Source organism: Pacificispira sp., from assembly GCF_965228185.1.
Taxonomy (GTDB): domain Bacteria; phylum Pseudomonadota; class Alphaproteobacteria; order UBA8366; family Aestuariispiraceae; genus Pacificispira.
Genome location: NZ_CBDDHE010000006.1, coordinates 35,967 through 56,905, shown reverse-complemented (window position 1 = coordinate 56,905; position 20,939 = coordinate 35,967). Strand labels below are relative to the sequence as shown.

The window sequence follows — 20,939 nt, the reverse complement described above, 5'->3', positions numbered from 1 at the left end:
CGACATGTCCAATATCCGTTTCACGCGGGCGCTGGTTCTGTCCCAGAACTATCACCCGGAGCCGATCGGGTCCGGCCCCTATATGACCGAACTGGCCGAACATCTGGCGGCCCATGGGATGAAGGTGGACGTGGTCACCAACCGTCCCAACTACCCGGACGGGCACGTGCCGCACGAATTCCGGGATGGCCGGAAGGATCTTGAAATCCAGCACGGGGTGACGATCCGCCGGCTGAAGCCGACGCTGATCAATGAAAGAGGCGTCGTCGGGCGACTGATCGGCGAGGGGATGTTCCTGCTTCGCGGCCTGCTGGCCCTCCTGTTCGTGCCGGGCCGACGGCGCACGGTCGTCGTCTCCCTATGCCCGTCGATCTTTACGGTGCTGTTGGGCTGGATCGCGGCCGGCCGACGGTCGGCGCATTTCGCCATCGTGCACGACATACAATCCGGATTGGCGGCGGGTCTCAGCTTTCTGGGCGATGGGCGGCTGCTGACCTGGCTTCGGCGGCTGGAAGCGTTTGCGTTGAACCGGGCCGATGTGGTGCTCGTCTTGTCCGAACAGATGCAGGAGCAATTGCGTCGGATCGGCGTCACGGCGCGGATCGAAATCCTGCCGATCTGGATCGATACCGCAAAGGTGGCTCCCCAACCCGTGCCGCGATCGAACGAGATCATCGTTATGTATAGCGGCAATTTCGGACGCAAGCAGCATCTCGGCCAGGTCATCGATATGGCGGAGAGGCTGCAGCGGCAGGGCAGCGGCATCCGGATCGTGCTGCGGGGACAGGGCGGTGAGGAGCAGACGCTGCTGCGCGCCGTGCGGGACAGAAAGTTGAGCAATGTGTCCTTTGGTCCATTGGTTCCTGCCGCCAATCTGGCGGACAGCATGGCGCAGGCAGATATTCATATCGTCTCGCAGCACCCCGACATCGCCGACTTCGCGGTCCCTTCCAAGATTTACACGATCATGGCGGCCGGTCGGCCGTTCGTGGCTGCGGCGCCTGAAGCAAGCCTGCTTTGGCAGATGAGCGAAGAGTCCGATGCCTTCATATGCGTCCCATCCGGGAATGCCGATGCCTTGGCCCAGGCCATAGACAGGCTTGCGCGCGATGAAGACGCCCGCGCGGCGTTGGCGAGAAACGGACGCGACTATGTCGTGCGCCTGCATGATCGAAACCGCGTTTTGGACGGGTTCCTGGACGTTGTCGAATCGGCCGTGGAGGCTAGGCGGAATGCAGCCTGAAATTCGGCGGGTCGTCATTTTCGAATCCGATCCCCGCGGGCATGCGCGCGAATGGCTGACCCATATTCTCAAAGCGGCCGAGCGCCAGGGGCTGCGCAATCGGATGGTTCTGTTGGTCGCCAGGGAATTGGCGGATGTGCTGCCGGTGCCGCTGACCGGTGGTGCCGATGTCGTTGCGCTGTCCGAAGGGGAGCAGCGACTGTGCAATACGGGTTCAGCCTTCCAACGGGGCATGGCGAAATGGCGCGTGGTGCGACGCCTTGCCAGGCGGATTGGTGTGGACGGTGCGTTCTTCTTGTCGCTCGATCACCTTCTGGCGCCTTTGGCTCTGGGGTGTGGCCTGGGAAAGAACACCTCGGTTACGGGGATACTGTTTCGTCCGACCGCCCATTACGATGCCTTCGAAGGCGGAACAGGTGGGGCCGAGGCCTGGTTGAAACAGAGGATCAAGCGGGATTTCGTTGTTCGCGCGCTTCGGAACCCGGCATTGTCGACCCTGATGTCGCTGGATCCCTACTTTCCGGACTATGCCCAGCGGCACCTGCCGGGCGGCGGCAAGGTGGTGCCGATCGATGATCCCGCACCGACGATGCCGGCCCTCGCGCCGGAGGCGGTAGAGACCAGAAGACCGGGGCGGACCGCCTTTCTGCTGTTCGGCGAGATCACCGAACGCAAGGGGGCACTACAACTGCTCCAAGCCCTCCATCAGGCGCCGGTGAGCCTCCTTCGACAGATTGAGGTTTCCATCGCCGGCCGGATCGATTCAGGGCTCGAGGAGCGGTTCTATCGCCTGCTTCGTGAGCTGGAATGGGGGCGGCCCGACGCGATGGTTCATGTCGAGGATCGTTGGGCGTCCGATACGGAGCTGGCCGACCGGCTGACAAGAACGGATATCGTCCTGGCGCCGTATCAGAACTTTGTCGGTTCGAGCGGCGTGTTGATACGTGCCGCACAATACCGGAAGCCGGTAATATGTCAGGGTTTCGGCCTGCTGGGCCAGTTGGTGCGGGATTTCGGATTGGGAATCGCAACCGATACCTCCGATCCCTCGAGACTTGCCCAAGCATTGGAAATCGCTGCGGAGGATCGGCTGCAGGGGACGGCCTGCGCCGCCCGGTTTCAGGATTTTCTCAACAACCGCGAGGCCGAGACCTTCGGAAACAGGGTTCTGGAAGCGGCCTTTTCCGGAAATCACAACACGACGCTGCGCCTGCCGTCATTGAATGCCGATGGGTTGGTCGAGCCGGAAAAAATGGTCACAGGTGTTCCCCGGTTGGTCACACGAATGGCCGGCCGCCTTGTGAAATGATGCGGACCGATAAGGAACGACATGTCATAGGAGATCCCGATGCGTTACCAAGAACGTCGCGCCGTTGTCGGCAGTGCCGTTGCGGGTGGGCTGAACAATTCGGAACTCAGCCGAGTTAAACCGGCCCAGGAACCGATCTCTCGAAAACAGATTGCGCGAACTCTGGCGCTGACCGATTTCGGCCTGGTGCTGACCTTGGCACCCGTCGCTTACGCTGTGACGAGCTGGAACGGATCGTTAACCGGCTTCTCCGCGCAATTGCCCCTGGTCCTCCTGGCCGCCGTCTTGACCGTTTCCCTGTGCGGTCAGGCCGGCACCTACGAACCGCGGAAGGTGAACCGTCCGGGCATGACGGTGCTGCGGGCAACCCTGTCCTGGGTTGCGGCGGCGCTGTCCGTCTTTGCGGTCGGAATTGTCAGCGGATCGTTGGTCTTCGGGTGGTCGCCCTGGCTTGCCGGTTGGTTCGGCGCAGTTCTGGTTTCCCTGTCCGGAACCCGTGTCGTTTTTTCGGCGCTTGCTACCCGATGGGCCCTGGAGGGGCGGTTGGGAGAACGGGTGGCGATCATCGGTGATCCCTTGATGGTCCGGCGGCTTTCGGGCCGTCTGGCTCGTTCCGAGGAAGGTGCTGCCCAGATCGTCGGCTTGTACAGTGATCGGTCGGTTGGACGTACCTCCCTCGGCGCGATCAGCGGCGATTGCGACGATCTGCTGGCCGATTTGCGGACACAGCCCGTCAATGCGGTGATTATCGCCGTTCCGGAAGGCGAGGACGAAAGGGTCGCCGCATTGCGTGAGCGGCTGTTGGAGGCACCGGTAGACGTTCGGTTGTGCCCGGGCGGGCATGCGCTGCTGGATGGTGGCTATTCGGTCGCCGAGACGTCGGGCGTACCGCTCATGGAGGTCGGTTTTCGACCACTGGCGGGCTGGCGTCGAGTGGTGAAGGAGATCGAGGACCGCGTCATCGGATTGGTGATCACACTCATGATTGCGCCGGTCCTGCTGGGCATTGCCGTGGCGATCAAGCTGGACAGCCGCGGCCCCGTCTTCTTCAAGCAGCGCCGCACGGGCTACAACAATCAGCTGATCGAAGTCCTCAAGTTCCGCACGATGTATATCGAGGACAACGATGCGGATGGCGTTCGACTGACGCAACGCGACGACCCGCGCGTGACGCGGGTCGGCGGGGTGCTGCGGCGTTGGAGCCTGGACGAGTTGCCGCAATTCCTGAACGTGCTGCGCGGGGACATGTCGATCGTCGGCCCGCGCCCGCATGCGCTGCTGTGCAAGGCGGGCGGCAAGTACTACCGCGACGCCGTGCCCGGCTATGACGCCCGTCATCGGGTCAAACCGGGCATTACCGGTCTGGCCCAAATACGCGGCTGGCGCGGCCCGACGGAAACCGAACGGCAGATCCGCAAGCGGGTGGAATATGACATCCGTTACATAGAGAACTGGTCGTTGTGGCTCGACCTCAAGATCATTCTCGTGACCGCATTCACGGGGTTCAAATCGGAAAATGCTTTCTGATCAAGAAGCGGCGACGACCGCAGAGAGCGTCCGGGAAGTGACCCGGCACAATCTGCAACGGGTGTTATGGATTACCTGGGTCGCGCCTTTCCCGGAACGCGACGGCCAAAGAATGTATTCCGGTCGGCTGATCGATGCGGTCGCACGGTCGGGTGCCTCGGTTCATGTCCTTTGCCTGTCGAACGAGGACGGCGAAGGCTGGGGCTCGGCGCCGCCGGGCAACATTACCTGGCATACCGTGGATCGAGGACGCCGTGCGCGGTGGCGCAGCCTGTTCTCCAGCCTTCCCAGCATGGCCTATCGGGCCGGCGGCCGCGAGATGAGGCGCGCGCTGACCATCATGCTGTCCGGCCGCAAGTGGGATGCCATCGTTCTCGACGGCATCTCCTCGGGCTGGGCGCTGCCGGTAATCGAAGCGGTGGTGCCCGCAAACCGCGACGTGCAGGGGAGGCCGAAGCTCATCCATGTGTCGCACAACCATGAAACCTCGACCCGAAGGGCGGTGGCGAAATCGTATATCGGCAATCCGGCGATGTGGCTGGCTCTGCGGCGCGATGCCGAGAAGACGCGTCGGCTTGAACGGCGCGTCGTTGAATCCTGCGATGTGGTCAGCGCCATTACCCAGGACGATGCGGAGCGATACCGGCGGGAACATCCGGAACGAAAGATACTGGTCCTGACCCCGGGATATGGCGGGCATCGCGTTTCGCACAGACAGATTGTCCAGGCGACGCCGCGCAACGCGATCATCGTCGGCAGTTTCGAATGGGTCGCCAAGAAGATGAACCTGAAGGCCTTTCTGGCCGCGGCCGATCGGCGTCTGGCCGATGCCGGGGTGCGCCTGACCGTGGTCGGACGCGGCGACCGAGGGTTCCTGACGGAGCTGGGTCAGAACCTGCGGTCGGTGACCATTGTCGGCGAGGTCGATGACGTGACTCCGTATCTGGAAGATGCGCGGATCGCGGTGGTGCCGGAGAAGACGGGCGGTGGGTTCAAGTTGAAACTCCTCGACTACGTCTTTCACCGCGTACCGATATTCGCAATGGCTGGCAGTTTGGCCGGATCGCCGCTGCGGTCCGGTCGGTCGGCGATGGAATTCGCAACCTTCGAGGAACTGGCCGACGGCATCGTGCAGGCCATCGACGATACCGATCATCTGAATGCATATCAGGACCGCGCCTTCGAAGCGTGCCGCGCAGAATTCGATTGGGAGGATCGCGGCGCGGCCTTGGTTCGGGCAATTGCCAGTTGATGCGCCACGCTTACGCGACATCGCATGCCTATCGTCGGGCGGCGGCCGCCCCGGACATGCTGGACGGCTTCCTGTGTCTGGTGTTTCTGGTCGGCCTTTACCTCGGCATCGCACTGCCCTTGCCGGGCGGCATACCTCTGCCGTCCGTACTGGCCGGTGTTGCCGGCCTGTTACTGCTTTCCAAGAATCTGGGTGAACTGCGTTCGGCCCTTGTCCTGGCAGGCGGGTCGGCATTGTCGATCGCGGTTCTGTCCATTCTGGCGTCGGGCGAGATTTCCCTGCTGGGCGAGAAGTTCAAAGGCTTCGTTCAGCTGACCTACTCGATCCTTATGGCCTTCGGCTTCTTTCTGGCCGCGCGGCACTTTTCCCGGGACGGATTTGCCCGAATTTTTCTGGCCCTTACATTGGCGATCCTGATCGGTAGTGCGCTTGAAACCGTCATCCCGGCGGTACGGGCCATCAGCGACGGCTTTCGTGGCGCGGTGTTCGACTCCGGCGTCTATGCGGCCGACCAACGCGATCTTTCCCTTTACGGCCGGATTCGCCCGAAACTGTTCACGTCCGAACCGTCTTTCATCGCATTCGGCTATACGCTGTTCGCATTCTGCTGGTACGTCCTGTCGCGACAGCCGGGGAAGGTCGTGATGTATCTGACCCTGCTGGGGCTGGGATACTTCCTGATCCGGGGACCGACCATTCTCTTCGGCATCGCGCTGGTGCCGATCTATGAGATATTCCTGGCGTCCCGCCGCCGAATGGCCTCAGGCCACAAGCAACTGGATGTCTGTCGCGCGGCCATTGCCGCGATCGCGACATGCCTATTGGTGGCCATCGGGGCGATTCTTGGGTGGGAGGTCCTATCGCCCCGGATCGATGGCATTCTGTCTGGCCGGGACCCCAGCTTCTTTGCGCGGATCATGGCCCCGGCGATCATTGCCGGCGACGTTCTGACGGAGTATCCCTTCGCAGGCGTCGGGCTGACCGGCTGGGAAGCATTGGAAGCAAAGGTCGTCCATCTCTACGCCACAACCGAATATCTGGCCTATGATGTTCAGTTCGATGGCGCGTCGCAGTCGCTGACCAACTATTTCTGGGCCCTTTGGATATTCATGGGATTGTTTTGGGGCACGGCATTCGTCGTCGCCATCAGTTGCCTGTTGCGCAGCCTGGGTGTGCCGAGCCTGGCCTTCTGCTGGTCGGTATGGATCGTTTTCGGTCAGGCGGCCGGAGGCTTCGTCTCTCCCAGGACCTGGGCCGTCATGGCCCTGGCAGCGCTGGTATCGGTCCTGCACGAAAGGCGTCAGAGGCGGCCCGGCGCGGCCCGGCCGCGCCGTCTGGTGCCGATGGAGCCGCATTTCGCTTTGCCGGCACCGCAACGGGAAGGGGCTGCGCTATGAGGGTTCTTCATCTCGGAACGTCGGACATTCGCGGTGGCGCCGCCAGAGGCGCCTACTTCCTGCATCGGAAACTGGAGGAGATCGGCGTCGACTCCCGCATGCTGGTCGGCCGGAGATACAGCGACAGCGACCGGGTGATCCAATTGGAAGGGGCGCTGGCACCGATTTCCGAGCGCATCCGAGGCAAGTTGGATCAGTTGCCGCTGCGGCGTTATCGGAAGACCGGGGAATCCTTCTGGACGACCGGATGGCAGCCGCGCCGGCTGCGCCGCATCTTGGCCCAGATCCGCCCTGATATCGTGCATCTGCAATGGACCGGCGGCGGATTTCTGCCGATCGAGGCGGTCGAGGATATCGATGTGCCGGTCGTGTGGACGATGCGGGACATGTGGCCCTTCACCGGCGGATGCCATTACACATCCGGCTGTTCGCGTTACGCAGTCGGCTGCGGGCGCTGTCCGCAACTCCGCTCGGACGATCCGGAAGACCTCAGCCATGGGATCGCCCGCCGCAAGGCCCGCGCGCTGCAGCGGTCCAATCTGTGGCTCGTGCCGATCAGCGATTGGCTGGCCGACCGGGCGCGCGAAAGCCGTGTACTGACCGATGGGTTCTTCGCCGAGGAGCGCATCAAGGTGATCCCCAACGGGATCGACACCGGGCAGTTCTATCCGATCGACCGCGCTGTCGCGCGCCGCCAGATGGGACTTCCGGGTGAGGGGTGCTACATCCTGTTCAGCGCGTTGAATGCGCTCAGCGATGAGCGAAAGGGGTTCGCGCATCTGGTCGCCGCTCTGAACCAACTGCGCAGCACCGGCGAGGGCCGCGCGCCCGAATTGCTGATCGCCGGAGACGTGCCGCCGGACCGGTTGCCGAAGCTGGATGTGCCGGTGCGTTTTCTGGGCACAATCGATGACAACGATCGCTTGCGCCTGGCCTATGCCGCAGCGGATGTGGTCGTCGCACCATCTCTGCAGGAGGCGTTCGGCAAGGTCCATGTCGAGGCCATGGCCTGCGGCACACCGGTCGTGGCCTATGCCAGCGGCGGGCCCAAGGAGATCGTCGTCCATCGGGAGACCGGCTATCTGGCGCGTCCGTTCGAGGAAGCCGATTTGGCGGCGGGCATCGATTGGTGCATCGATGCGGCACGGAACGGCCAGGATCTGGCCAGTGCCGCGCGCCATCGGGCCCGGGATAACTACGATACGGCCGTCATCGCGTCTCGCTACCTGAACCTCTACGAGCATATCCTGGGGAGTCAGTCATGATGTCTATCGCCCGCCGTTCCCTTTTTGCCGGCGGCGCCGCCGCTTTCGCCTTGCCCCAGAATGCCGGTCAACCGGCTGCCGCCGCCCCAATCAACGCCACCGAGTTCGGCCTTGTCGGCGACGGCGTGGCGGATGAGACGGAGACACTTCAGGCGGTGCTGGAAGCCGCCTTTGATCGGGGCGGGCAGGCCCGGCTGATCCGCATTCCGGCGGGCCGGTATCGTGTCACCAGGCCGCTGTATCTCAAGACCGCGTCCCGACCGGAGGGCAATATCACCCAGCCGGCCGGTCTGTTGGCCGACGGCGCGACGATCGTCTCCGATTTCGAGGGCGATGCGCCGGTGCTCGCTCTGGAAGTAGAGGCAACGCTTCGGTTCGTACGTGTCGAAGGTCTGGCTGTGCGGGGGAATGGCGGAGAGGGAGCGGGCATTCGCATTTCCTGTCAGAAGCGCGGCACCTATTTCTACAATTTCAGCTTCCGGGACTGCATCGTCGAAAATTGCGGCGGGTCAGGGCTGGAACTGATCGGGAATATCTTCGAAGGACAGATCTCGAACTGCTATTTCCGGGACAATCGCAGGCACGGTGCCTATTTCGCCCATGGCGCCGAAGACACGGTCTTTTCAGCGGTGCATTGCTTCGGATGTGTTTTCGGGGGCAACGGCGGTATCGGCCTGTTGTTGAAGCACGGTGCGACGGATGTCAGCTGCTATGGCTGCTACTTCCTGCTGAACGGCAGCTTCGGCCTGTCCGCAGACCACGGCATCTCGTTGCTGTCCCATTGTGGCTTCGAAAATAACCATCAGGACGCATCCCGCTTTGACGGCGGGGATTACGGCATTCGACTGTTTATCGGCGGAACATTGGTCGGCTGCACTGCATATTCGATCTACAATCAGCACGGTCTGGTACGGGCCTACATCGCAAACCAGCTTACCATGGTCGGTTGCCAGGGCGCCGGATCGGGAGACGCCGCGAGCGCGGGATTGGCGGATCTCGACGGCGACGAAGGTACCGCCACTCTGATCGGCTGCCACGGCAAGGTTCGGTACGGCAACGGCATCGCCGTGAACAAGATCGGCCGTACCGGACTGTCGGTCGGCGGTGACTGGGACAGTCCCAATCAGCTTCGGTTGGGCCGTTACAGGCTTTGGGTCGACAGTGACGGGCAACTGCGCATGGCGAATGGGCGGCCCGACGACGACAAGGATGGGACCGTCGTCGGTTCCTGACTCCGATCAGGCGACCGGCGCGGTCAGCGCCATCCGGCGCAGCTTGCGCTCCAGCTCCAGATTAAGCGAGGCGATGTCGAAATCCGCTTCGACCTTCAGGCGGGCCGACTGACTGTAGCGGCGCCATTGCTCCGGCGAGGCCTCGGCAAGATCGATGAGCGTACGGGTGATGCCTTCCCGGTCCCGTTCCTTGACCAGCAAGCCGGTCTTGCCGTGTTCGACCAGCTCCGGAATGCCGCTGTGCCAGGTTGAAAGCACGATCATGCCGCAGGCCATGGCTTCCATGATGGTGACCGGGATCCCCTCCTGATCGCCGCTTTCGGTCGTCACGCTGGGCGCCAGCAGGATGTCGGCCTCACGCATTGCGCGGGCGATGTAATCCTGTTTGCGCCATCCCAGGAAAGCGACCCTGTCGCCCAGGCCCAGGGCGTCCTTTGTCTGCTCCAGCCGCCCGCGCAATGGGCCGTCGCCGATGATGGTCAGGCGGGCGTCGTGGCCGGCCTCAATCAGGCCGGCCATCGCATGCAGCGCATCGGCAACGCCTTTCTTTTCCACCATGCGCCCGACGACAAGCAGTTGCAGGGGCTGGGATCTGTCCCGATTTCGGGCCCGGTAGACATAGCGGGCGGTGTCGACCCCCATATGGTGGACATCCATGCGGTTCTCCGGACACCCCAGATCGCCTAGCTTGCGGCGCCAATGCTCGGAAATCGGCAAGAAGCATTCCCCCCGCCGGAACAGATCCCGGTAGGCGCCGGGTGTCGCCTTCGGATAGGCGCTGACATCCACGCCGTGCAGGACTGTCGCCAGCGGTCCGGAAATCATCCCAGCTTGGCGCAGGGAATCCGCGAATTCCCCGACCGGTCCGAAATGCGCCAGGATCGCGTCGAACCGCGGCCGATCCTTCAGCATTGCCCCCCAGTAGAGCAACCGCCCGGACAGCGCGTCGCGGCCGAAGCGCGAGACGTTCAAGGCGGGGATGACATGCCGGGGATTCCGCAACGCCATGCCGCATAGCCGAAACGGCGCCTTGCCGAGGCGCAGCAGCCGGTTTCTCGGCATATGCGGATAACGGGATCTGGAAATCAGGGCATAGCGCTGAAAATCCGGGTGTACCAGGCCGTCGTCGCGCGGCCTGTCGGAAAACACCGTGACGTCGTGGCCGCGATCCAGCAGTCCGGTGACCTGATTTAGAACGAAAGTCTCGCTCAGGGCCGGGAATTCTGTGGTGAAAACGGCGATCTTCATTCTCGGTATCATCGATTTCGCTCCAGTCCGATCGCAACGGCCTGCCCGGCGGCATAGGCGCTTTCCCGCAGGTCCGGCAGTATCTCCCGAATGCGCTCGCGATAGGCGGCGCGGTTGTCCAGGATCATGCGGCATGTACGACAGAGGGCGGTGCCGGAAATGGAGGTCAGATCCTGCGCGATTTCCTCCATGCCCAGCCGCTTGAACAGCTCGTTGGTCTTGAATTCATAGGCGATGGGCAGAACCGGTACGCCCGCACACAACGCCAGGATGGCACCATGCATACGGGTCGACACGTACATGTCGTAACCGGCCAAATGGTCCATCAACTGCTGCGGCGAGCGGAAGCTGCGGTCGACCTGCACCCGGTCGGCGTTTTCCCGGCCAATTTCGGCGACAACCCGGTCCGCGACTGCAGAATCGTCGGTCCAATAGGATCCGGCACCCTGGCAGGTCGACACAAAGGTCACCTCGGCGCCGGATCCTTCCGTCAGATGGCGGACCAGCTTGGCCACGGCCGAGACATAGTTTTGCATCGCACCGTCCGCATCGGACCCGCCATGGGGCCAATCGCGTACGGAAATTCCGATGCGCAGCTTGTTACGGGCTTCGGGGACCGGTGTCGGGCGGCCGGCCAGCGCGAAGGCGGCATCGGCGCAGATCGCGATCCGGTCCCCCCGAACCCCCAGGTCCAGCAGATGCTCCACCGAACGGGAATCCCGCACCAACACGGCATGCGCGCCGGCAAATATCGCGCGCAGCAGGATACGGTCGCGCGGGAAGGGGCCCAGACTCTGCGTGAACAGGACATAGGGGCGGCGCATCAGGCGGGCGGTCAGCAGTTCGAGCAGCTTGGGTCGAATCCGGTAATGTGGAACCAGATAGGTGCCGCCGGCGGATACGATCAGATCGCTTTCCGCATAGCCGTCCAGAACGGCGCGCACCCTGGGCGGCACGAAACGCCGCGCCAGATTGCCCAGCGGTGTCCGCCATAATGCCGCCGCCGTCATCAGGCGCACCAGTCCTGGCCGCCGCGTGTCGTCGGGAAGCGATTCCAGGGCGCCGTAGAGCGTTTCCTCAACGCGGTAATCGCAATAGGCCGCGCGACTGTCTTCGGCTTGCTGATCCCGCAGCTCCACCGTGATGTCGCTGCCGAAGACGTCGCGCAGGATCGCGTCCGTGCCGGCCATGATGGCCGCGTCGCCGGCATTCAGCAGGGCGGTATTGGTTACGGTGATCTTCAATGATTGACCCTCATCTGCATCATGCGCTTCCGGAATGTCAGCGTTTCGAACAGCATGCGGCGGCCGCTGGGGGCGATCAGATAGACCGTCAACGCCGTGGCGACCGCGATGCCGGTGTCGTAAATCAGCGATGTCAGCGCGCTGGGCTCGGTAAGAACGACGCCGCTGCCAATGAAGTGGATCAGACCCGCGCCTGCGATACCCGCCGTGACGGGCAGGCAGAGAATTCTGAGAAAGGTCCGGCTTCCGACAGGTCCCTTCCGGCCGACATACCACAACAGGAATGGGGCGCGGACAAAGGCACCGCCCAGCGCATAGGCCATGGCGACGAAGATCGGGCCGAAGGGTAATGAAATCGCCAATGCGACCATGTTGACGCAGACATTCACCGCATTGGCGCGCAGCATTTCGGGCGTTCGGTCCTGACTCATGTACAGCCAGCTCAATGTGAATGTCAGCGGGGCGTAGAGCAGAGAGACACCGAGCCAGGAAAGGATCGGTGCCGCCCGGGACCATTGTTCGCCCAGAACGACGCCGGTCACGGACTCTGCGGACATGAAGATCAGCGCCGCGACCGGTGCGGTCAGCATGCCGATGCGCTGCGCCACCGCCAGATAGGCGGAGCGGTAACGATCCGGCTCGTCGACGAGGCGGCTCAGCATCGGCAGGGCGACGGAGGCGAGCGGGGTACAGATGTTCACCACCGGCATCATCGTCAGCTTCTGGGAGCGCTCGAACAGGCCGAGCGGACCCGGCCCCCACAGCCAGCCGATCGCCATCTTGTCGACGCTGCCGGCAAGCCGTCCCAGGACCATCGCGGCCGTCGCGTTGGTGCCGAAACGGATCTGGTCCCGGATCAGGGACAGGCGCCCCGGCCGACCCGGCAGCCATCCGCTGGTGAGGAATGCGCCGGCGAGCATGGCAAGGCCCCAAGTCAACCGCTGCAGAACAAGGGACCAGATACCGAAATCCGATGCGGCGGCGGCCACGGCGGCCCCCATGGCGATAATCTCCGAGCCGGTCTGGACCACGGAAAGCGTCTTGAACCGCATCTGGCGGCGCAGCAGTGCCAGGTGCTGGGCGCTGAATCCGGTAAAGATCAGTGTCAGGGCGGCGGTCGCCGCGACACCGGTCAGCAATGGCTCGTCGTAAAACCACGCCAGGCCCGGCGCCAGGGCGGCAAACACCACCGCAACCGCAGCACCCAGTCCGGCATTAAGCCAGAACAAGGTGCTGAGCTCCCGGTGGGTGACTTCGGCACGCTGCACCGTCGCCCCGGACAGCCCCATATCCTTGAACAGTTCCAGGACGGCCAGGAAGGCAAGCACAATGGCGAACAGCCCGAAATCCTCCGGCGTCAGCAAGCGCGCCAACAGGATGATCGATCCGATCTGAACCGCGACCTTGATGCTCTGGGCCACCAGGGTCACGACGCCGCCGGAAATCGAGCGCGATGCCAGATCACGCTTCAAGTGGCCGACCCCGAGTGGATCCTGATCGCCGGAATCCCGACGATGCTTATCGGGCGCCATAGGCTTCCGCTTCGGCTGGGATGCGGTCACAGAAATCGCGATAGGCGATTTCCAACCCGGTCTTCAATGGCGTCGCGGCCTGCCAGCCGAGGGTCCTCAGTCGGCTGACGTCCAGCAGCTTCCGGGGCGTCCCGTCCGGTTTTGTCAGATCGTGCTCGAACCGCCCGCCGAAACCGACGACGGTGGCAATGGTTCGGGCCAATTCGGCGATGGTCATGTCCTCGCCGACACCGATATTCACCGGATTTGCCTGGTCGTAATGTTTCATCAGAAAGACCAGTGCGTCGGCGCAATCATCGACGAACAGGAATTCGCGTTTCGGCTTTCCAGAGCCCCAAAGGACCATGCGGTCCTCACCCCGGATCTTGGCCTCATGCGCTTTTCGGATCAGGGCCGCGACGACATGGCTGTTCAACGGATGATAGTTGTCCCCGGGGCCGTAGAGATTGGTCGGCATTGCCGAGATGAAATTACTGCCGTGCTGCTGGCGATAGGCCTGACACTGAAGGATGCCGGCAATCTTCGCGACGGCATACCATTGATTGGTCGGTTCCAACGGCCCGGTCATCAGGGCGGATTCCTGGATCGGCTGTTCCGCCAGACGTGGATAGATGCAGGAAGAGCCAAGGAAAACCAGTTTCTCGACCCCGGCGCGATGGCTGGCATCGATGACGTTCAGCTGAATCCGCAGATTGTCGCACAGGAAATCCGCCGGCATCTCATTATTGGCATGGATGCCGCCGACCTTGGCTGCGGCGCAGAAAACCAGGTCCGGCTTGTGCCGTTGGACCCATTTCGTTGTCGCATCGCTGTCGCGCAGATCGACTTCACTGCGCGAGACCGTCAGGACCTCGCAATCCTCCTCACGAAGGCGACGCCACAGCGCTGCTCCGACCATGCCACGGTGACCGGCCACCCAGACCTTCTTCCCGGCCAGTTTCGTTTGCGTTCCGATCATGGTTCCGTCTCGTCTCATTGTTGCCGTTCAGGGCCGCGCGGTCCGCGTCGACCATTTCCGATACCAGTTGCGGGAAAGTGGTTTCATGCCGCCAACCCATCTCGCCCTGCGCCTTCGACGGGTCGCCGAGCAGCAGGTCGACCTCGGCCGGCCGGAAGTATTTGGCGGAGACCTCGATCAGGACTTTTCCGGTCTCGCGGCAGCGCCCCTGTTCCTCGACACCGGTCCCGTGCCATTCGATCTCACGGCCGATCCTGGCGAAGGCCAGTTCGACGAATTCGCGCACGGAATGGGTTTCGCCGGTCGCGAGGACATAGTCCTCCGGCGTGTCCTGCTGCAGGATCTGCCACATGCCGCGGACATAGTCGCGGGCATGTCCCCAATCCCGGCGGGAGTCCAGATTGCCGAGGTAAAGCCTGTCCTGTAACCCGGCATCGATGGCGGCGACGGCCCGGGTGATCTTGCGGGTGACGAAAGTCTCCCCGCGGATCGGGCTTTCATGGTTGAACAGAATGCCGTTCGACGCGTGAATTCCATAGGCCTCCCGGTAGTTCACCGTGATCCAATAGGAATACAGTTTGGCGGCGGCATAAGGGCTGCGTGGTTGGAACGGGGTCCTCTCGGACTGGGGCGCGGGGGCGTTTCCGTACAGTTCCGACGTGGAGGCCTGATAGAAGCGGACCCGGTCGGTCATGCCCAGGATACGGATGGCCTCCAACAGCCGCAGCGTGCCCAAGGCGTCGACATTGCCGGTATATTCCGGCGTCTCGAAACTGACCTGCACATGGCTTTGGGCGCCCAGATTGTAAATTTCGTCGGGCTGGACCTGCTGAACCAGACGGATCAGGTTCGTCGGATCGGTCAAATCGCCGTAATGCATGTGGAACCGCACCCCCTGCTGGTGCGGATCGGCGTATAGGTGATCGACCCGTCCGGTATTGAAGGACGAGGAACGGCGCTTCACGCCATGAACCTCGTATCCCTTTTCCAGGAGCAGTTCCGACAGATAGGTGCCGTCCTGGCCGGTCACCCCGGTGATCAGGGCGCGTTTCGTTGCCATGCGATGATTCTCCGCTGTGGTGCTTCGGACGTGATGGGCGGGTCGGGCTCGACCGCCGCGTCCCGGCTTCGGCCTAATCAAGGCAATGCCCGGCCCAATCGCCAGTGTTCAAACTGTGACCCATAGGGGTTTCGCCGTGACCGTCAGCACCGGCTTGCGCGGTTGGAACGGTTGCTGCCCTAAGCCCGCCGTTGGGCATCGCGGCGCATTCAAAGTCACAGCTTGGTCACGCGTATCGCTGCGGCCGGATCACTACATTCCGGCCGACCATACAAATCCGAGGCATTTTGAAATGGAGCGAGATCATCGTGCAGATAACCAATGTGACGACATTGGAGACCGAGGAGTGGTCCGAACTGGCCGCGCATATCAAGCCGGTTTCCGAGACCGAACCGATGGCGCTTTACTTTCGGTTCACGGGTCTGGATACCCCGATCCGATCCGCAGTCGAACCCTTCGTGCTGGCCTGCTTGCAGATCTCCATGCTTGAGCAGGAGACGATCGAATCGGCCGGTGACCTGGATGCGGTTCTGGCCGACGGCCTGGCGCGCGGGCAGGAAGTTCAGACGGAGTGGTTCGACTATCTGACAACCACGCCGATCGTTCGCGTGTCTGCGGAAGGTAAGGGCGAGGAGGCTGACGTCGCTGCGCCGGCAAGAGCCGATGCGGTAGCCTGCTGCTTCTCCGGCGGGGTCGATTCCTGGTATTCGCTGATCAAGAACCGCAAGAGCGTCACCCATCTTCTGCTTATCCGCGGCTTCGATATTGATCTAAAGAACCATCGCCTCTGGGACGAAACACGGAACCACGCCCGTCAGGTGGCCGAGGCGCTGGGGCTGCGGCTGATTACCTGCGAAACCAACATTCGCAGCATCGCCGATCCGCGCCACCGACGATGGGGGCGCCCTTTCGACGGCGATTTCTGGGGACAGTGCCTGCACGGTGCCGCGCTGGCTGCGGTCGGTCATGCCGCATCGGACACGATCGGCACCCTGATCGTGCCTGCGACACATACCATCGAACAGTTCAAGCCCTGGGGGTCTTCGCCGGCCCTGGACAGTCATTGGTCCGGATCGCGTCTGACGATTGTGCATGACGGCTGCGAGTTGGATCGGGTCCGGAAGGTTTTCGAAATCGCAGATCATGCAGTGGCAATTCAGAATCTGCGGGTCTGTCACAACAATACGACAGAGCTAAATTGCTGCCGGTGTGAAAAATGCATTCGCACGATGATTGCCTTGAAGCTCTGCGGTGCGCTGCACCGGGCGACCACTTTTCCCGATCATCACGCCCTGGCCAAACTGCACCGGTTGGACGTTCCGCCACATCTTCTCCATCACTACGAAGCGTTGCTCTCGGCGGCGGAGGAATTCGGCAATCGGGAAATGGTCCATGTTCTCGAGGTCATTCTAGGGCGCCGATTTTCGGTCGAACGCGCCGTCGCGACCGGCATCCGCGCCCTGCGTCACCCGGGGCGCCGCCGCGATCCAATTCAGAAAGCGCCAGTGGTCCGGTCCGCGGAGAACACCTCGACGAAAAGGCAGGATGCCGGTGCCGACTGACACCGTTATCGCCCGCCCGGGGCAATCGGATGGCACCGGATCGAGAGGCGGTTGGAAGGCGTTCCGCCGATTGCCCGCCTGGTATCGTGGGGCGCGTTGGGCCATTCGGCGCGTCGCGTGGCGGATACGCGGCCTGGAATACGCCCTGCTGGCGGTCGAAAGGGAACTGTCCTCCACCGTTCGGGTGGCCTGGTGGCGGAAGCCGGGGCTGTGGCGTGACGGGTTCCTGAGCGAGTCCTACGTGCTTTACGATCTGGCGCGAAATCCGCGTGCGCACTATCTCAGCGACCTCGACAGGTCTGTCTCCGTCCGCCGGATAAACCGCGATTATGGCGTCGTGCTGGACGACAAGCTGGTCTTCGAAAATGTCATGGGTCATGGCGGTATTCCGCGGCCGGTGCTTTTCGGCTGCCTGACGGATGGATTGGTCGTACCGATGAGGCCGGGCCGCCCCACAGCGGCATTCCAGGACCTCCTGCATAGCCAGCGGGCTCTCGTGCTGAAGCCCGCGCGTGGCGGCGGCGGACGGGACGTATCCGTCGTCAGCGTCGCGGAAGGCGGCACCCTGCTGATGAATGGACGGCCGACCGATATGGCGGAGGTCGTTCAGTCCGCTGCGGGGTTGGGGATTGTTCTGGTCTACGAAGCGGTCCGTCAGCATCGCGCTTTGGATACCCTGTTCCCGGACGCCGTCAACACGGCGCGTGTATTGACCATGGTGGACGGTAACGGGGACCCTTTTGTTGCCCGCGCGGTGCTGCGCATCGGAACCACGGCGTCGCAACCGACGGACAACTGGATCCGCGGCGGCCTGTGTGCGGCCGTCGATCTGCGGGACGGCACGCTGGGCCGGGCCGTTCAGTTCCCGGCCAATGACGACGAACTGCGATGGCACGACGTACATCCCGATACCGGCGCGGCGATCTCGGGCACCCGTGTGCCGGATTGGGATGCTGTGCTGGAAACGGCCCTGCAGGCCGCGAGGGCGATGCCCTCAACCCCGTATGTCGGCTGGGATTTGGCACTCTCTATGGACGGGCCGGTGGTGATCGAAGGGAACAGTTATTCCGGCGTCAACTTGTTCCAGGTCCACGAACCCTTGCTGAACGATCGGGAGATTCGCCGGTTCTTCGAACGGCAGGGTGTGATCTGAAAATTCCGAAAAAGAACGGTCCGGGCGGAACCATTTCTAGAGCCTCGCGTCAGATAGGTAAGAAGATGCGTGGGTAACAATCCCTCTCTCCCCTATCGCCCGCGCAGAAGTCCGCTGGACTGCATCCCCCATTCGAGTGCTCCCCCAAGCACTCACCCTCCAAACTCGGCGCCTTCCTTCGGGGAGGCGCCAATCTTGTTTCTTTTCAAGTGGTTCCGGGAGCCGACTGGAACCATTACGGGTCACAACCGTCTATTGGAAAAGGCCGCATTCGCAACCGATTGCGGTGTCTTGGTCACTCAGTGCGAAGGTGGAGGCGGAAGTGTCGAGCACGACCCCAATGAATTACGAAATGCCGGTCCGTCCGCGCGGTCCGGATGCGATGACTCGCGCACAGCGCGCGGCGGACCGGTACCTGAAGACGGTCGGTGTCACGATCCCCTATGTGCGCAAACAATTGGTGCGCGCGGCCGCCGATCGGATCGATATTCAGGACCAGTCGCGCGATCAGCGCGTCCTGGCGGTTCGCATGCTGGCCAGTGTCGAGCGCGTCCTTTGCGACCGTCTTGGCGCCAAGCCGGGCAGCGACACCACCGATCCGGACACCGCGCGCCGGCGCTTCCTGTTTTCGATCAATCCCTCGCCGGACAGTCAGATGCGACTGTTGCTCGGCGCGCCGGACCTTTCGAGCAAGGACGATGTCGAAGGTGTGCTGATCCGGATCCCCCCGGTCGACAAGCGCGTACCGATGCCGACACAGGACGTCTCCTTCCGTCTGCCGCCCGGCATGTCTTACGAGCCTCGCGGTACCTGATCGGAGCAGGCCGGTTTCCGAAATCAGAACGGAGTAGGGTGAGATGTCTTCCTTGAACGAATCCGAGTCCTGCCACTTGATACAGGAACGGCCGCAACGGTCCCACTGGGTTGTTGCGGGGCGCCGACTGGTCTGGCTGAGGCGCCTGTATCTGTCGCTTGTGGCCGTCAGCGCGATCAGCGGAATCGGAATCGTGGTGTCCTTGCTGCGTCCCGACAGCGTCACCGCCTATGTTGCGGCGACGGCCCTTGTTGTGCTGTTTGCCCTGCTGTTCACCTGGATCGCCAGCAATTTCTGGATGACGGTGTTCGGTCTCGGCCGGCTGATTTCGGATCGATGGGCGGGCGTGAAAACGAAGACGGGTGTCGAGGCGGCCGGGCGGCCGGTGATCGATACACTCGGTCCGCCGCGAACCGCCATCGTCATGCCGATCTACAACGAGGATCCGGCGCGCGTTGCGGCCGGAATCCAGGCGACGCTGGAATCGGTCGAGGAGGCCGGCGCACTCGGCGCTTTTGATTTCTACATGCTCAGCGACACCAAGGATGCGGATATCGCAATCCGGGAAGAAATCGCCTGGATGGAGCTGATTTCGCAACCGTCTTTCCGCAATCGCGTATTCTATCGCCGCCGGGAATCGCCGACCGAGCGGAAGAGCGGTAATATCAAGGAATTCCTCGAGAAATGGGGCCATCGGTACGAGTACATGGTCGTACTCGATGCCGACAGCGTGATGACCGGCGGCTCGCTTGTGGAATTGGTGCGCCGAATGGACGCCGATCCCCAATGTGGCCTGATTCAGACTTGGCCCCAGATCACCAATGGCCGAACCCTGTTCTCGCGCATGCATCAGTTCGCGTCGCGGACATATGGCCGCATTCTTGCCTATGGCATGGCGACCTTGATCAACCCCCACGGCAACTATTGGGGCCACAACTCGATCATCCGCGTGTCGGCCTTTATGCAGAGCTGCGGATTGCCGCATCTGCCCGGCCCGGCCCCAATCGGCGGTGAGATCTTGAGCCATGATTTTGTCGAGGCCGCCTTTCTGGTGCGCCGGGGTTGGAAAGTCGAACTGGCGCCGGATATCGACGGCAGCTATGAGGAAATGCCGCCGAACATCGTGCAGCATGTCGCGCGGGATCAGCGGTGGTGTCAGGGCAATCTGCAACATGCCTGGCTGCTCGCCGCCCGTGATATCCACCCGGCCTCCCGGATCAATTTCCTGACCGGCATTCTAGCCTATGCGACCAGTCCGATTTGGTTCCTCTTCGTGGCCGTGGCTGCTGTCATTTCCTTCTCGGATCACGCGCTGTTTTCACCCGCAACCGTGCTGATGCGCCAGTCCGAAGCAGGCTGGACCGTCGCGGCCAGCACGGTCGAGAGTTGGCTCGTGGCGGGTCTGCTGGGTGCAACCCTGATCTTTATCCTGTCGCCAAAGCTGATGGGAATCGTTGCCGGACTTGCGGCGCGTCGAGAACCGGTGCTTCGCCTGCTGCGAAATTTCGTAACGGAAGCCGTGCTGTCCGTGCTCGTCGCACCGACCGTGATGCTGCGGCACAGCATATTCATCGCTCGTCTGTTGTGCGGTCATGGCGTGAACTGGAATCCACAACAGCGTGACGAGTCCCGGCTGTCCTGGGGCGAAGCCACAAAGGCATTCTATGCGCAGACCGTTCTGGCGGCCGTGATCATCGTGACCGGCCTCATCTGGCCCACAGGCGTCCATCTATGGCTTTCGCCGATTCTGGCCGGTCTTCTTGTTTCCATCCCGCTGGCCGTCTGGACCGGTCGTGTCCCGGGGGGCGACCGGGAGACCTTGGTGCTGGATGACCGCACCGGCATTCCGCCAGTCATGCGCAGAACCAATGCCCTGTCCGAGAGTTTTGCCGAAAAGATGCCGCCCGGCGACCCCGTGGGCCGCATCCTCGACGATCCGAAGCTCGCCTCTTTGCATCTATTCATGCTGGCGACAGAACCTGACGGCGATAGTTGCCGCAGCGTGGAAGGAGGCGTCATGGCCAAGGTTCATGAGGGCCGCGAGCCCTTGTCCGATGCGGAGCGGGCCTCGATCCTATCCAATTCCGTCGCGCTGCGCCGGCTTCAGGCCGAACGGGCGGTGCGGTCCGGAAGATCCTGAAAT

At 62.7% G+C, this 20,939-nt stretch carries 16 protein-coding genes; 11 read left to right on the top strand and 5 right to left on the bottom strand.

From position 1 onward, the window contains the following. Window positions 1-4: 4 nt before the first annotated feature. The 7 genes from ACO06O_RS11050 to ACO06O_RS11020 are packed head-to-tail and all read left to right on the top strand — an operon-like array spanning window position 5 to window position 9,225. A complete protein-coding gene (locus ACO06O_RS11050; protein ID WP_421879569.1) occupies window positions 5-1,243 on the top strand; it encodes a glycosyltransferase family 4 protein in 1,239 nt (412 codons plus the stop codon). Continuing rightward, window positions 1,233-2,552, top strand: coding sequence for a glycosyltransferase (locus ACO06O_RS11045; protein ID WP_421879567.1), 1,320 nt, complete (start codon window positions 1,233-1,235; stop codon window positions 2,550-2,552). The genes ACO06O_RS11050 and ACO06O_RS11045 overlap by 11 nt, the downstream gene beginning before the upstream one ends. Before the next feature lie 39 nt (window positions 2,553-2,591). After that, on the top strand, window positions 2,592-4,079 hold the full coding sequence (locus ACO06O_RS11040; protein WP_421879565.1) for an undecaprenyl-phosphate glucose phosphotransferase: 1,488 nt from the start codon (window positions 2,592-2,594) through the stop codon (window positions 4,077-4,079). Continuing rightward, complete coding sequence (locus ACO06O_RS11035) at window positions 4,069-5,331, top strand: glycosyltransferase (protein WP_421879562.1); 1,263 nt, start codon at window positions 4,069-4,071, stop codon at window positions 5,329-5,331. The genes ACO06O_RS11040 and ACO06O_RS11035 overlap by 11 nt, the downstream gene beginning before the upstream one ends. Then, window positions 5,331-6,728 carry a hypothetical protein gene (locus tag ACO06O_RS11030; RefSeq protein ID WP_421879559.1) on the top strand — a complete coding sequence of 466 codons (1,398 nt, stop codon included), beginning with the start codon at window positions 5,331-5,333 and terminating at the stop codon, window positions 6,726-6,728. The genes ACO06O_RS11035 and ACO06O_RS11030 overlap by 1 nt, the downstream gene beginning before the upstream one ends. Then, window positions 6,725-7,993, top strand: coding sequence for a glycosyltransferase (locus tag ACO06O_RS11025; RefSeq protein WP_421879556.1), 1,269 nt, complete (start codon window positions 6,725-6,727; stop codon window positions 7,991-7,993). The genes ACO06O_RS11030 and ACO06O_RS11025 overlap by 4 nt, the downstream gene beginning before the upstream one ends. Beyond that, window positions 7,990-9,225, top strand: coding sequence for a right-handed parallel beta-helix repeat-containing protein (locus ACO06O_RS11020; protein ID WP_421879553.1), 1,236 nt, complete (start codon window positions 7,990-7,992; stop codon window positions 9,223-9,225). Before ACO06O_RS11025 ends, ACO06O_RS11020 begins: the two co-directional genes overlap by 4 nt. Before the next feature lie 6 nt (window positions 9,226-9,231). Here the strand turns inward: ACO06O_RS11020 and ACO06O_RS11015 are convergent, their stop codons facing one another. Genes ACO06O_RS11015 through gmd form a run of 5 tightly spaced genes read right to left on the bottom strand, consistent with a single transcriptional unit; the run spans window position 9,232 to window position 15,267 of the window. Then, window positions 9,232-10,473, bottom strand: coding sequence for a glycosyltransferase (locus tag ACO06O_RS11015; protein ID WP_421879550.1), 1,242 nt, complete (start codon window positions 10,471-10,473; stop codon window positions 9,232-9,234). An 8-nt stretch (window positions 10,474-10,481) separates the two neighbouring features. Further along, complete coding sequence (locus ACO06O_RS11010; protein WP_421879547.1) at window positions 10,482-11,717, bottom strand: polysaccharide pyruvyl transferase family protein; 1,236 nt, start codon at window positions 11,715-11,717, stop codon at window positions 10,482-10,484. Continuing rightward, complete coding sequence (locus ACO06O_RS11005) at window positions 11,714-13,249, bottom strand: lipopolysaccharide biosynthesis protein (protein ID WP_421879543.1); 1,536 nt, start codon at window positions 13,247-13,249, stop codon at window positions 11,714-11,716. The genes ACO06O_RS11010 and ACO06O_RS11005 overlap by 4 nt, the downstream gene beginning before the upstream one ends. Continuing rightward, a complete protein-coding gene (locus tag ACO06O_RS11000; RefSeq protein ID WP_421879539.1) occupies window positions 13,236-14,207 on the bottom strand; it encodes a GDP-L-fucose synthase family protein in 972 nt (323 codons plus the stop codon). The genes ACO06O_RS11005 and ACO06O_RS11000 overlap by 14 nt, the downstream gene beginning before the upstream one ends. After that, the gene (gene gmd / locus ACO06O_RS10995; RefSeq protein ID WP_421879536.1) at window positions 14,113-15,267 is read right to left on the bottom strand and encodes a GDP-mannose 4,6-dehydratase; all 1,155 of its coding nucleotides are present in this window, start codon (window positions 15,265-15,267) and stop codon (window positions 14,113-14,115) included. Before gmd ends, ACO06O_RS11000 begins: the two co-directional genes overlap by 95 nt. A 308-nt stretch (window positions 15,268-15,575) precedes the next feature. On the opposite strand from gmd, the gene ACO06O_RS10990 reads away from it, so the two are divergent. From ACO06O_RS10990 to mdoH, 4 genes are all read left to right on the top strand, one after another. Next, window positions 15,576-16,829: a hypothetical protein gene (locus tag ACO06O_RS10990; protein ID WP_421879533.1), complete on the top strand. Its 1,254-nt coding sequence runs from the start codon at window positions 15,576-15,578 to the stop codon at window positions 16,827-16,829. A gap of 70 nt (window positions 16,830-16,899) precedes the next feature. After that, window positions 16,900-17,982, top strand: coding sequence for a sugar-transfer associated ATP-grasp domain-containing protein (locus ACO06O_RS10985; protein ID WP_421879530.1), 1,083 nt, complete (start codon window positions 16,900-16,902; stop codon window positions 17,980-17,982). A 322-nt stretch (window positions 17,983-18,304) separates the two neighbouring features. Next, window positions 18,305-18,796: a hypothetical protein gene (locus ACO06O_RS10980; RefSeq protein ID WP_421879527.1), complete on the top strand. Its 492-nt coding sequence runs from the start codon at window positions 18,305-18,307 to the stop codon at window positions 18,794-18,796. 43 nt (window positions 18,797-18,839) lie between these two features. Next, entirely contained in the window at window positions 18,840-20,936 is a 2,097-nt protein-coding gene (mdoH, locus tag ACO06O_RS10975; protein ID WP_421879524.1) for a glucans biosynthesis glucosyltransferase MdoH, read from the top strand. Window positions 20,937-20,939: the final 3 nt, after the last annotated feature.